Consider the following 13,644-nt stretch of genomic DNA (forward strand, 5'->3'; position numbering starts at 1 on the left):
TTTAGCCACGTACAATCTTGTCAATGGCAAGTACGTCGGTCAATAATTTTTCCAGATTATCCAGCTTAACCATGTTCGGACCATCGCTCAATGCTTCTGCCGGATTATCATGCACCTCTAAGAACAATGCATCAATGCCTACAGCCGCAGCAGCGCGTGCCATATGCGGAACATACTGGCTCTGACCGCCGCTGGAGGTGCCTTGGCCACCGGGAATCTGTACGCTGTGAGTAGCATCCATAACTACGGGATAACCAAGCTCACGCATAATGGCCAGACCGCGCATATCGGTTACCAGTGTGTTGTAGCCGAAGCTTGCTCCGCGTTCGGTCAGCAGAATATTATGATTGCCTGCTTCCTCAACCTTTTTGATAACATTTTTCATGTCCCAAGGTGCAAGGAACTGGCCTTTTTTTACATTAACAGTCTTGCCTGTTTTGGCAGCTGCATAAACCAAATCGGTCTGACGGCACAGGAAAGCCGGGATTTGCAGAATATCTACAACCTCGGCAGCCTTTTCAGCCTGCCAAGGCTCGTGGATATCGGTTACTACAGGAACACCAATGTCCTTTTTAATCTGTGCCAGAAGCTTTAAGCCCTCTTCAATGCCGGGTCCGCGGAAGGAAGCATAAGAGGAACGGTTAGCCTTATCAAAGGAAGCCTTAAATACATAGGGAATGCCCAGCTTGTCGCAGATAGCCTTTGTACGCTGACCAATCATCAGGCTGCGCTCATAGCCTTCGAGCACGCAGGGACCTGCCATCAGCATCAGGGGATGGCCCTGACCTACTTCATAATTACCAACTTGAACGATTTGCATAAGTATCCTCCAGCTTATTTATTCATTTTAGCAAGCAGCTCATTGACTGCTGCCAAATCCTCGGGGGTATCAACACCGATGCCCTGGAAATCGCTTTCCAGAACTTTAATCTTATAACCATTTTCCAGTGCACGCAGCTGCTCCAGGCTTTCCGCTCTTTCCAGCGGTGTCGGCTGCAGTGCTGCATATTTCAGCAGGAAGCTGCGGCGGTAAGCATAAATGCCTACATGCTTATAAACCTTGTATCCCTCCGGCTTATTGCGCGGATACGGCATCAGGCTGCGGGAGAAGTACAATGCATAGCCGTTAAGGTCGGTTACAACCTTTACGGCAGCAGGATTGTTGTAATCCTCCTCGTTCATAGCAACCTTCAGTGTTGCCATCTGCAGCTCGCTGTCACCGGTAAAGCATTCAGCCAGACGGTCAATAACCTCAGGCGGAATCATCGGCTCATCACCCTGTACGTTAACGATAACATCAACATCGGGATAGTTCAGCGCTACCTCAGCCAGACGATCAGTGCCGCTCGGATGGTCGGGAGAAGTCATCATTGCTTTGCCGCCAAAGCCGTCTACAGCCTTTTTGACAAGCTCATTATCAGTAGCTACAACTACCTCGTCCGGCAGCTTAGCCTGGCAGGCACGCTCATAAACGTGTTGAATCATCGGCTTGCCGGCAATCAGAGAAAGCGGTTTGCCCGGCAGACGGGTAGAAGCATAACGTGCAGGAATTACGCATAAAACTTTCATTTTTTATCAAGCTCCTTTTTAATGGCATGGTCAATATATTCTTTGAACTTATCCATACCCTCGGTAATGCAGATATCCATGTTCAGGATATACAGAGGAATTTCGCGGGCAGAATAAATAAATTCAGTAGGAATCTTAACAGCATCCTTCGCCGTAGTTACCATCGCTACAGCCTTCAGGCTGCTGGCACGCTCATTGATGTACTGCATTTCCAGCATACCATAATCGTGATGGTCAGGGTAGCGTACAGCCTCCATGATATTCAAACCTATACTGGATAGTGTCTGTTCAAAAGAGGAAGGATTGCCGATTGCAGAAAATACCATAACGTCTTTATCGCGCAGCTCTTCCAGATCCTTGATATTTTCGGAAATACCCTTATACCAGTCAGCAATTTCCACAAAATTTTTCGGATGGTGAATACTTTCGACCACCGGTGCCTTGTCATTATATTTAGCAATAGTATGACGCAGCTGAATGCGGCTCAGCTTGCTGCTCTGGTCAGTTTTAGTCAGCAGGAACAAATCGCCGCGGCTCAGGTTTTCGAGCGGCTCACGCAAGGTACCGCGCGGCAGCACGCAACCATTGCCGAACATATTCAGCGTATCAACCAGAACTACATCCAGATCGCGTTCCAGTTGCCAGTGCTGATAACCATCGTCCATAATGATAACCTCGGCATCCAGCTTTTCAACAGCATAACGGCCGGTAACGGCACGGTTTTTGCCGATGATTACAGGAATTCCCGGCAAAGTTTTCGCCATCAGGTAAGCTTCGTCACCTGCTTCATAGGCAGTCATGAAAATCTTATTGCCGTCGGAAACTACGCCCAGCTCCTTGCCCCAGTGCGAACGGTAGCCGCGGTTCAGGATAACAACGCGATAGCCCATAGATTTGATAATTGCCGCCATCTTCTGGGCGGTAGGTGTTTTCCCGGTGCCGCCTACGGTAATATTACCAATAGAGATAACGCAGCAGTTCAGCTTTTCTCTGTGCAGCAGGCCGCAATTATACATAGACAGCTTGCAGCAGACACCAAACTCATATAAATAAGACATGCCACGCAGAACTGCCAGCAGCAGCCAGCCGAAGAACGGTGTTTCCGGTCCATAGGCAACCTGCATAACATATTGGATAATCGCATCACCGTGACGCAGGCGTCCGCCGCCCTCATCTGTCAGGTTACGCGTATTAATCGGATAGCTTTTGTATTCACGGGCAGGCACAGCAGTTAAATCAAGCAGCTCCTTGAGATAACGGATACTGCGCACATCTGCGCCGCGGTTCTCTTTGATAACCTGCAGGGAAGCTGCACCCATCTGCGCACGACGCTCGTCATTACCCAGAATGTCCAGCATTTCCTTTGTCAGCTCATCATTATTGTTCACCATCTTGCAGGCCTTAACCTTACTTAACAGTGCATAGGAATCCTTAAAGTTCTGCATGCTCGGGCCGACGAGAATCGGTTTGGCATGAGCAGCAGGCTCCAGTACGTTGTGGCCGCCGGTATTGCTGAAGGAACCGCCGACGAAAACAACATCGCCTACAGCATAAATACGTCCCAGCTCACCGATGGTATCGATAATCAGCAAAGGATATTCCTTACGCTCGCCACTTTCTTCAAGCATCTTGGAGCGGAAGCCTGTTTCGTAGCCGTAATGGCTTGCCAGCTTGGCAATTTCATCTGCTCTGGCAGTTTTACGCGGTGCGATAATCAGACGCGCATGCGGATATTTTTCACGGATGCGCTTAAAGGATTCAAAGAGCACCTTTTCTTCGCCGGGATGCGTAGAGCCGGCAACGATAATAGGATAATCATCCTTTAAGCCCAGCTCAAAGCGATATTTCGCCAAATCCTCCGGCGTAACCTCCGCATAGGTCTGGTCGAACTTAGTATTGCCGGTAACAAAGATTTTGCTGCGGTCAGCACCCAGATGCGCAATATAATCGGCATCGATGCTGGACTGCATGCAAAAGCGGGTTACGGTATTGAGCATATCATCCCAGATACCATAAAGATATTTGTAGTTTTTAACGGATTTTTCAGAAATACGGCCATTGACCATCATTACAGGGATATGGCGTTCGCGGATAGCACGCAGGAAGTTAGGCCACAGCTCGGTTTCTACCGGCATGAATACACCTGGATGAATACGCTTGACCAAGGATTCTGCGACAAATGGTAAATCCAGCGGGAAGTAGATAATAGCATCTGCTTCAGGAATAATTTGCTTGGCCATGTTGTAACCGCCTACGGTAAAGGCAGATACCAGCACCGGACGCTCAGGCATTTCCTTGCGGATTTGTTTGACAAGCGGACTGGTAGCAACAATTTCACCTACGGACGCACCATGAATCCAAACGCAGTCCTTGCCGATAACCTTAGCAATTTCCTTTTCATCTACACAGCCCAGACTCTGCTTAAAGCGCAAAGCGAAGCCTTTTTCTGTAAACAGGCGGTAAGTGTAATAGGGGACAATAAAAATTACCAGCACTATTAAAATAAGAATATTGTAGAGTATATACATTTACTAACCTCTTTTCGCCTTACTTGGCTTCCTTGCTGCGATACTGAATCTTATACAGATGCGCGTACAGCCCGTCCATAGCCATCAGCTCATCATGGGTACCCTGCTCGATAAGCTGGCCCTTTTCCAGTACCATAATCTTATCAGCATTTTTAATCGTCGAAAGACGATGCGCAATAACAAAGGATGTTCTTCCTACCATCAGGCGGTCCAGAGCCTCCTGTACCACGCGCTCGCTTTCAGTATCGAGTGCAGAGGTTGCCTCGTCGAGAATCAGAATCTGCGGGTTTTTCAATATTGCCCGGGCAATGGAAATACGCTGACGCTGACCACCGGAAATATTCATACCGCGGTCACCCAGCATTGTTTCGTAACCATTAGGCAATTGCATAATAAAGTCATGGGCATTCGCAGCCTTTGCTGCTGCCTCTACCTCCTCACGAGTCGCATCAAGGCGGCCGTAAAGAATGTTATCATACACAGAGCCGTTGAACAGCACTGTTTCCTGCGGTACAATACCCACCTGCTCACGCAGAGAGTTCAGCGTAACCTTGCGGATATCCTCGCCATCAATCGTAATGCTGCCGCTCGTTGCATCATAAAAGCGCGGCAGCAGGCTGGCAACAGTCGACTTGCCTGCACCGGAAGGACCAACAAAGGCAATCATTTCGCCAGGCTTAACCTCGAAGGAAACATGGCTCAGCACCTCTTCGTTCTCATTATAAGCAAAGCTTACATCATTGAAGCGTACATCGCCCTTCACCTTAGGCAGCAGCTTAGCATCAGGCGCATTTTTAATAACCTCCGGCAAATCAAGTACGTCAAACACACGCTGCGCTGCAGCCAAAGCCTTCTGGATATTGCCGATAACACGGCTTAAACGTTTAATCGGGTTAGAAATATTAACAGCATAGGTCAGGAAGGCTACCAGAGAGCCTGCAGTGATGCTGCCGTTAATAACACTGTTGCCGCCGTACCAGAGAATAATGGATACGCCGACAGCTGCCACAAATTCAATCGTCGGGGTAAGCGTTGAGGAAAGCTGCGCATACTTCATATTCGCACGGAAGTTATTCAAATTTTCTTTATCAAAGCGGTCTATTTCATAGTCTTCGCGTACAAACGATTTTATAACTCGCGGAGATGAGGCTACCTCTTGTAACACAGACGTAATATCAGCAGTAACCTCCTGGATACGACTACCAGATTTACGAATACGTTTACCAAAATTGTCAATAAACCATAAAACTATCGGGAAGGTACAAAAAGTTACTAAGAAGAGCTTCCAGTCCAAATAAATCATCATGACAATAGAAGCTACTAAAATCACTGTTTCAGTAATCATTTCCACAACGTTTTCTACCATCGCGGATTGCAATGCACTTACGTCATTGGTAACATAGCTCATAATAGTACCGGTTTTATGCTTGTCGTAAAAGCTCATGCTCAAGCGCTGCAGCTTTTCAAAAACGGCCTTACGGATATCAATAATCACGCGCTGACCAACATAGTTCATCAGATAGCTCTGACCATAATAAGCAATACCACGAATAACAAATACAACAACAATGCTTAATACTATCCAATTCAGCATCGTTGTATTTTTTTCACTCAACACCTGGTCAACCATATCCTTGATAACAAACGGCAAATAAGCTGTACCACCTGCAGCAATAATAGTACAAATTCCAGCTGCCAAGCCTCGTTTCCAATATGGTTTAATATATTTCAATGCTCGAAAGTATAAATTCATTTTTTCTCCTCAGTCATTTTTAAGATTAATTGTGCAACGCGGTTTACCGCACCGGGTTCACCAAGTCTGTGCTTCATATATGCCAAATCGCTTTGTAGCTGTGCCTGACGCTCAGGCTGCAAAAGCTCAACTGCAGTTTTGGCCAAATTTTCCGGGGTGAAGTCCTCCTGCAGCAGCTCCGGCATAATTGTTCTGCCGGCAACGATATTCGGCAAGCCGATGTTAGGAATGTTGATTACCAGACGTGCTATAAAAGCGTTCAGTGCCGATGTACGATAGACAATTACACTCGGCAGTCCGCATAAAGCAGCCTCCAGCGTTACTGTGCCGCTAGTTGCCAGCGCCAGGTCCGCCACACTGAACAAATCATAGTTATGGCCTTCGGTAATTTTTACATCTACGCCATACGCCGCAATTTTTTCCTGCAGCATGGCCAGCGGAATGGTATTGGCACGCGGCATAACAAACTGCACCTCCGGCATTTGCTTTTGTAAAAGCTTGGCGCCTGCCAGCAATGTCGGCAGCATTTTTTCAATTTCCATCAGACGACTGCCGGGCATCAGCAATATCAACTTTTTGCCAGGCTGCTTACCAGCCCACGCTTCAGCCTCAGCCTTTGCCATCGTCGGGTGCACAATATCTACCAGCGGATGGCCGACAAACTCTACCGGCGCGCCTGCTTCCTTATATACGTCATATTCAAAGGGGAAGATGCAGGCAACCTTGTCCACTATTTTGGCAACCTTTTTGGCACGTCCCTTGTTCCAGGCCCACGCCGACGGTGCAATATATGATACAACAGGAATTCCTTTATCATGAGCCAGCTTAGCCAGCTTCATATTAAAACCAGGATAATCGACAACCACCAGGCAGTCCGGCTTGCGTTCGTCCATAACGCGCGCGAAAGCACTGCGCAGGCGGAATAAATCCGGCAGCTTGCGGATAACCTCCACAAAGCCCATTACGCCATGATCCTTAATGTCCCACAGTACCTCGCCGCCAGCCTGACGCAGAGCGTCGCCGCCCATGCCAAAGACCTCAGCCTTGCTATCAAGTTTTTTTATAGCAGCAGTCACAGCAGCTGCATGGATATCGCCAGAGGCTTCTCCGGCAGATATTAATATTTTCGCCATGATGTCTCCTTGCATTTACCTATATATATTCAGTATATATTATAACACAAAAAGCGGCTGACATAAGCTATCAGCCGCTAAGAAATACGAAATTTTTACGATATTTATTTTACAAGAATGGTAATATTGTGCTCATCTGCCAGCGCAATCACCTTTTCGCGCTCCGGAATGATAGTATTACCTGCTTCAATGATAGCTCCGGTAGCACCGGCATGAATCATAGATTCAATCGTTGTTGTACCAAAACCGGGAATATCAAAGCGTTGATCCTGCTTCGGCTTAGCAGCCTTGGCTACAATCACACCGCCCTTGCCTAAAAAACCGCCGCGCAAAATGCAGGCATCAGTGCCTTCAATTGCTTCTACTGCCATCACAGCACGATTTTTCACAACTACGGTCTGACCAATATCAAGTCCGCCGATAGCCTTCGCCATCTCAAAGCCAAATTCCATATCCGCAAGCTCAGCCTCCGTAGGCTTGCGCTTTGTCAGAACACCGGGCGGCGGCAGCAGCGGTTTAATCAGCAAGGTCTGATCCATAACCTCAATGCCTTCGTCCTCCAGCTCCTTGACAATCGCATTCATGATAGTATCATCCTTGCGGTCTGGAATAGTAGCTAAAATTTTTATCGCCCGCAGATCAGGAACAATCCTGCCTGCTTTGTACAAAACTTCCTTTGTTACCTTACCGATCATCGTGACCTTGGTAACCTTATTTTTTTTCAGCGTAGAAATAATCTTGCCAATTTTGCCGATGTTGATATCGTAATAAGCATCAACACTGCCAGGCAGCTCCTCGTCAATCCCGGGAACAACACCTACAGCGACAACATGGTAACCCAGCTCCTTTGCCGAGCGTGCTACCTCTACCGGCAGATGTCCGACACCTGAAAGTACGCCCAGCACCTCCATAGCCTTAGCCTCTGCGTGTACGGATAATACCGCGTTCAACATTACGCAGGAAACGCAGCAGATGTTCCATAGGCTCGGAGCTTGTCAGCTCCTGCTCCATAGTGCTGATTGCTTCCTGCAGCGGCAGGCCGCTGCGATAAAGAATGCGGAAAGCCTTTTTCAGCTCGCTGCGCTCTTCTACCGGCATACCGGCACGGGAAAGACCAACGCTGTTCAGGCCGGAAACAAAAGCAGGATCACCGGCGCAGATCATGAACGGAGGAACATCCTGGGTTACACGTGCCATACCGCCAATCATGGCGTTACGGCCAATCTTGCAGAACTGGTGTACTGCAGACAAGCCACCGATAACGGCACGGTCCTCTACGATAACGTGGCCTGCAAGCGTTGCCACGTTAGACATAATAACATTATTGCCTACAATGCAGTTATGTGCTACATGGGTGTAGGCCATCATCAGGATATTGTTGCCGATACGGGTTTCGTTGCCTTCGCCGCATGCACGATGAACAGTGCAGCATTCACGGAAGCTGCCGCCATCCCCGATAATGGTATAGCTTTTTTCACCTACAAATTTTAAATCCTGCGGTACTGCGCCAATAGAGCAGCCCGGGAAAAAGTGGCAATTCTTGCCGATTTTAGTATATGGATGGATAGTCACATGTGCGCCAATCACACAGCCGTCGCCAATCTCCGTATCTTCGTCGATAACAGCATAAGGACCTACGCTTACGTCCTTGCCGATTTTAGCAGACGGATGAATGATTGCAGTTTCATGGATACCACTAGTTGGCATAATAACCGAACTCATTATTTTCACTCCCCAAATAAGATATTAATCAAGCAATTAAATATAAATATAATACTATAATCACAGGTATCCACGATTTTTAACACTACAAAAATCACAGTTAAATGAATTTAGCATTAATTTTAGCTGTATTGCTCGCTTATTCTACCAATTACAGCTTTTTTGTATTTTGCTGATTAATTTTCTTTCGGGTCCATAATAGCAAAGGTGCAATCGCATTCGCAGGCAACCTTGCCGTCAACCTTACCCTCGCAATGAATGATACCCATGCTGCCGCGCATAATTTTAGTTACCTCAGCGGTGGTTACAACCTGGTCGCCAGGCACAACCTGCTTGCGGAAGCGTACATTGTCTATTTTAGCGAAAACAGCAATCTTGCCGCGGTTTTCTTCCGGATACAGCATAGCAACGCCGCCAACCTGAGCCATAGCCTCAATCAGCAGCACGCCGGGCATAATCGGTTCATTAGGGAAATGACCTAAGAACTGCATTTCATTAGCGGTAATATTTTTAATACCTACTGCGCGCTTCATAGGCTCAACTTCCAGAATGCGGTCAACCAAAAGCATCGGATAACGATGCGGCAGAATCTTTTTAATTTCGTTAATATCTAATACTGTCATTTATTACTCCCCCTTTGTTCTGTAAGCCTGAATCTGCTTAGCGATTTGCGAATTAAAGGCATGTCCTGTTTTTACGGCAATAACATGCGCTTTAATCGGTCCCAGCAGATACAGATCGCCAATGGCATCAAGTATCTTATGTCTAATCAGTTCATCGTCAAAACGCGGTACGGAAAGAATTTTTTCATCATCAAAAACAACTACATTCTCTAAAGAACCGCCAAGTCCCAAGCCCATCTTACGCAGCATTTCCAGCTCGGAAGTAAAAGCAACTGTTCTGGCAGCCATAATATCCTTTTTAAAGCTCTCCTTATCGAGCAGGATATCGAAATACTGGGTTCCCAGCATAGGATGACTGTTGATGGATGTAAAAGAAATTCTGTAGCCGTCATAAGGTAAAATAACGATGTAACGGTCATTATCATAAACGGAAAATGCTTTATCAACGGCATATATATGACGCTCTGCCTCCTGCTGCACAGGTTCTGCCTGCTCAATCAGCTCGCAGAAAACCTTAGCACTGCCGTCAGTTACCGGCGGTTCCGGGGAAGACATTTCAATACGGATATTGTCAATCGCCATCATAGACAGCGCACCCATAAGATGCTCAACCGTAAAAACCTCAGCACCGTTTGCACTAAGTGTTGTTGCCTTTACCGTGGAGCTTACATTCTCCGGCAAAGCCTTTATTTCCGGTCTGTCAGGTAAATCAGTACGGATGAAGATAATGCCTGTATCAGGTGCTGCAGGCTTCAGCGTCATCAGCACATCCTTGCCGGAATGCAGGCCAATGCCGGAATAGGATACCTCTTTAGCAATTGTATGCTGGTATTCTTTTTTTTGCTCGGTCATTTTGCTCCTCCTTTATCAAATTTATTTTTTTCTGCCAAAACGCTGGCGTCCGTCCTTCCAACGGTCATGCACCCAGAACCACATTTCCGGATGCGCAATAATCTCATGCTCCAGAATTGTAACCAGCTCACGAGTTACTGCATAAAAATCCTGCTCCTTGTTTTTGGTTTTCGGGGTGTACAAGGGAGGATAAATTTTAGCAGTACAGCTGCCATCTGCATTATTGTGCAGAAAGATCGGTAAAATCGGTGAACCGTAAATACGCGAAAGCGCCGCTGGTCCCATCGGGATAACAGAATCCTTGCCGAACAGATCAATGCGCACGCCATCATCATTCGTATCCTGGTCATAAAGAATCCCCAGAAGATTTTTTTCACGCAGCATACGGCTGATTGCCAGCAATCCATGCTCACCACGGTTATAGGTAACCTTTTGTCCCACCATCTGGCGGAATTCATTGATGAGCTTATCCATATGACCATTATTCTGCTTACGGGTAATAGAAAGCATGGGATATCCATGCAGCGCTACAGTTGCGCCTAAAAGCTCCCAGTTGCCGTAATGGCCGGTAGCCATAATGACGCCCTTGCCCTGGGCATAGGCAGCCTCCAGATATTCCAGGCCTTCTACCCTTACCTTTTGGTCAATATTATCCTTGTTCAGCAAGGGGAAGCGCATAACCTCCACTACCATGCGGCCAAAGCGATGCAGGCTTTCTTCAGCGATTTGGGCCGCTCTTGCTTCATCAACCCCCAGGCATTCGCAAATGTTGGCCTCTGCCATCTGCATACGCCAACGCGGTACAACCGCCACAGCTACGCTTCCCAGAAATTTTGCTACCAGCTTGCGCAGCCAAAGGGGTGAAACACACATAAATTTACTAAAAAGCTTGACTATATAATAACCTAACAAGCCTTCACCACCTACTTATTTTTTCAGCTCTGCCAGTTCCTTTTCCAGAGCCTTGACGCGCTTGAGCATATCGCCCACCTTGCGCAGATTAGCTTCCTGACGCAGCCATTCCTTCATCGGCATTGCAGGGAAGCCACCCATAACAGAGTTATCAGGAACATTGTTGGTAATGCCGGTTTTGCCGCCAAAGACGCAGTTGCTGCCAATGGTAATGTGGCCTACAGTACCAACCTGGCCGGCAAAGGTAACATTATTGCCAACAGTTACACTGCCGGAAATACCAACATGCGCAACAACAAGACAGTTTTCACCTAAGATATCGTTGTGGCCCAGATGTACCAGGTTATCAATCTTGGTGCCCTTGCCAACGATAGTGCTGTCAACGGTAGCACGGTCAATACAGGTGTTGTTGCCAATCTCTACATCATCCTGCAGCACTACATTACCGGTTTGCAGCACCTTGCTGTGCTTGCCGTTCTGGGTAATATAGCCGAAGCCGTCACCGCCGATAACAGAACCGGACTGCAGAATAACTCTGTCGCCCAGAACGCAATCCTCACGGATGGTGGTATTAGGATAAAGGGTGCAATCCTTGCCCATTTTTACGCGTTTGCCAACATAAGCGTGCGGATAGATTACGCAGCCGTCACCAATCTCAGCATCGTCCTCTACTACCGCAAAGGGTTGGATAGCAACATTGCTGCCAATCTTTGCTTTCTTGGATACATAAGCATAAGGACTGATAACACGCTCTACCTCCTCCTGCGGGCGGAACAGCTCCAGCAGGGCAGCGAAAGCTACACGCGGGTTGGCAACTCTGATAACCGGACGGCCATCAAGCTCCGGATCCTCAGGGCTCAGAACCATTACACCGGCCTTGCTGAGATGACAATGCTCTACATGAGGCGGCACAGCAAAGGAAATATCCTTCGGGCCTGCCTCCACCAGTCCATTGACACCGGTAATGAGCAATTCGGGGTTATCATGCTCTACTGTACCTTTTAAAAACTCAGCTAATTCTTGTACACTCTTCTCCATTTCATACCTCCACCGTAAAGCTGCTTACGCAAAAAGCGGACGGACTACCCGCCCGCTTCAGGGTGCTGCTTATTTCATTTTTGCAATTACATCACTAGTAACATCAGTACCGCCCTGCGGAACAGCGCGCTTATCTAAAATAGCGCCCAGCTTTTTCTCATCAGAAACCTGCTTCAGTGCAGTATCCAGGCTGGCCTTCAGCTTATTTTGAGCCTCGCTTTGAATCAGCTTAGCTTTAGCGCCGTAATCCTCGGCAACCTTTTTAGCATCATCGCCGGTTTTGCCTTCCAAATCCTTATCCATTTGGGTTTTCAGGTCAGTCATTTTTTTAGTAACATCTTCCTGAGTTGTTTTTACGATAGGAGCTTCAGCTTCAATCTTGCTCATATCAACAGTACCAAAATCAGCATTGCGTCCGCTGCAGCCAAAAGTAAACATAGATGCTGCAATCATCAAACCGGCAATAATTTTTTTCATAATTTTTAACCTCACTTAATTATAGCATGAATCAGGCCCTGGCATGTGAACGTATCACGTCTTTTTTAAGGCCTTGATTATGGCATCGGTAATATCCTCTGCCTTCATATTAACTCTAAACTTATTAAAAACAATAGTATAACCGCGTTCATGCGCCAGCTTCACAGCCTGGCTTTCGATATCCTGATTGATTTGCTTCTTCAAGCTATCATTCTTCTCCTGCTGCTTATCAATTTCTCTGTCGATAACACTCAGCGCATTGTTTAACGCCTTCGGTGCCGTATCAAGCATTTCCTTGTCGCGTTCCTCCGGCGATTTAAGCTGCTGCATAGCCTGAGCATGATACTTCTGTGCCATCTCACGCATCCGCTGCTCGGCCTGCGCTTTATAAGGCAGTACCTTCGCGTCAACCAGGCGACGTTTTTCCGCCTGCAGCTCACTAATCTGCACACCACGCTCCTGCTGCAATTGCTGCAGCTGCTTTTCAACCGCCTGACGTTCATCAGGCTTCATTTTTACGGTCTCCAACAACGCGCGTAAATTAAACAGCTTCAGCTTATAGGCTTCTTCAACCTCTGTTTTGCGTGCGGCCAGCTTGCTGTCTGCTTCTGCCTCTGCCTGTGCTACAAACTTCTGCAGCTTAGCATTTTCAATCTCCCTCTGTTCTACCATCCGGGTATTGAAATCAGCCTCCATGAAGCTTTGCTGGCTTAACTGCCGCAGACTGCGCAGCTTGTTCAAGCTGCTTAGCTGCGCCTTGGCCAGCTCATCCTGCCCCTTGCGCTTGTTCAGCAAATCCTGCAGGATTTTTTCGCCCTGCTCCAGCTTAGCATACTGAGGATGGGCGCTTACCGCCTGCTCCCAGTTGATAACAGCAATTTTTTCCTGCGGTCCCCGGACATTGGTACTGCATGCCGAAATCAGCAGAGCAGCTGCAATAATAGCACTTATTTTTACCAGCTTGTTCTTCTTCATGCCTGCCTCCAATAACATTGCTGAACATCCGTAAATACCGCGATTAAATTGACATTGCGCAA

13 protein-coding genes are annotated in these 13,644 nt (G+C 47.4%); all 13 read right to left on the bottom strand.

The annotated features are described in order from the left end of the window. Position 1: 1 nt before the first annotated feature. The 13 genes from kdsA to Q0G26_RS05340 all read right to left on the bottom strand — a co-directional run bounded on the left by kdsA (position 2) and on the right by Q0G26_RS05340 (position 13,582). Entirely contained in the window at positions 2 to 820 is an 819-nt protein-coding gene (kdsA, locus tag Q0G26_RS05280; protein ID WP_293829058.1) for a 3-deoxy-8-phosphooctulonate synthase, read from the bottom strand. Positions 821 to 834: 14 nt separating this feature from the next. Continuing rightward, positions 835 to 1,569 carry a 3-deoxy-manno-octulosonate cytidylyltransferase gene (gene kdsB, locus Q0G26_RS05285; protein WP_293829059.1) on the bottom strand — a complete coding sequence of 245 codons (735 nt, stop codon included), beginning with the start codon at positions 1,567 to 1,569 and terminating at the stop codon, positions 835 to 837. Next, a complete protein-coding gene (gene lpxK, locus Q0G26_RS05290) occupies positions 1,566 to 4,097 on the bottom strand; it encodes a tetraacyldisaccharide 4'-kinase (RefSeq protein WP_293829060.1) in 2,532 nt (843 codons plus the stop codon). Before lpxK ends, kdsB begins: the two co-directional genes overlap by 4 nt. A 19-nt stretch (positions 4,098 to 4,116) precedes the next feature. Then, positions 4,117 to 5,850 carry a lipid A export permease/ATP-binding protein MsbA gene (gene msbA / locus Q0G26_RS05295; protein ID WP_293829061.1) on the bottom strand — a complete coding sequence of 578 codons (1,734 nt, stop codon included), beginning with the start codon at positions 5,848 to 5,850 and terminating at the stop codon, positions 4,117 to 4,119. Beyond that, on the bottom strand, positions 5,847 to 6,983 hold the full coding sequence (gene lpxB / locus Q0G26_RS05300; protein WP_293829062.1) for a lipid-A-disaccharide synthase: 1,137 nt from the start codon (positions 6,981 to 6,983) through the stop codon (positions 5,847 to 5,849). The genes msbA and lpxB overlap by 4 nt, the downstream gene beginning before the upstream one ends. 104 nt (positions 6,984 to 7,087) lie before the next feature. Next, entirely contained in the window at positions 7,088 to 7,894 is an 807-nt protein-coding gene (gene lpxI, locus Q0G26_RS05305; protein ID WP_366517743.1) for a UDP-2,3-diacylglucosamine diphosphatase LpxI, read from the bottom strand. A gap of 4 nt (positions 7,895 to 7,898) precedes the next feature. After that, positions 7,899 to 8,705: an acyl-ACP--UDP-N-acetylglucosamine O-acyltransferase gene (lpxA, locus tag Q0G26_RS05310; protein ID WP_021720679.1), complete on the bottom strand. Its 807-nt coding sequence runs from the start codon at positions 8,703 to 8,705 to the stop codon at positions 7,899 to 7,901. A gap of 176 nt (positions 8,706 to 8,881) precedes the next feature. Next, a complete protein-coding gene (gene fabZ / locus Q0G26_RS05315; protein WP_021720680.1) occupies positions 8,882 to 9,328 on the bottom strand; it encodes a 3-hydroxyacyl-ACP dehydratase FabZ in 447 nt (148 codons plus the stop codon). A 3-nt stretch (positions 9,329 to 9,331) separates the two neighbouring features. Next, positions 9,332 to 10,180 carry a UDP-3-O-acyl-N-acetylglucosamine deacetylase gene (lpxC, locus tag Q0G26_RS05320; RefSeq protein ID WP_293829063.1) on the bottom strand — a complete coding sequence of 283 codons (849 nt, stop codon included), beginning with the start codon at positions 10,178 to 10,180 and terminating at the stop codon, positions 9,332 to 9,334. Positions 10,181 to 10,201: 21 nt separating this feature from the next. Continuing rightward, positions 10,202 to 11,092, bottom strand: coding sequence for a lysophospholipid acyltransferase family protein (locus Q0G26_RS05325; RefSeq protein WP_293829064.1), 891 nt, complete (start codon positions 11,090 to 11,092; stop codon positions 10,202 to 10,204). 15 nt (positions 11,093 to 11,107) lie between these two features. Then, complete coding sequence (gene lpxD / locus Q0G26_RS05330; RefSeq protein ID WP_293829065.1) at positions 11,108 to 12,130, bottom strand: UDP-3-O-(3-hydroxymyristoyl)glucosamine N-acyltransferase; 1,023 nt, start codon at positions 12,128 to 12,130, stop codon at positions 11,108 to 11,110. Positions 12,131 to 12,199: 69 nt separating this feature from the next. Beyond that, entirely contained in the window at positions 12,200 to 12,607 is a 408-nt protein-coding gene (locus Q0G26_RS05335; protein ID WP_293829066.1) for an OmpH family outer membrane protein, read from the bottom strand. A gap of 54 nt (positions 12,608 to 12,661) precedes the next feature. Further along, entirely contained in the window at positions 12,662 to 13,582 is a 921-nt protein-coding gene (locus tag Q0G26_RS05340; RefSeq protein ID WP_293829067.1) for a hypothetical protein, read from the bottom strand. Positions 13,583 to 13,644: the final 62 nt, after the last annotated feature.

Origin of the sequence: uncultured Phascolarctobacterium sp., from assembly GCF_934190775.1 — a bacterium.
Taxonomy (GTDB): domain Bacteria; phylum Bacillota; class Negativicutes; order Acidaminococcales; family Acidaminococcaceae; genus Phascolarctobacterium_A.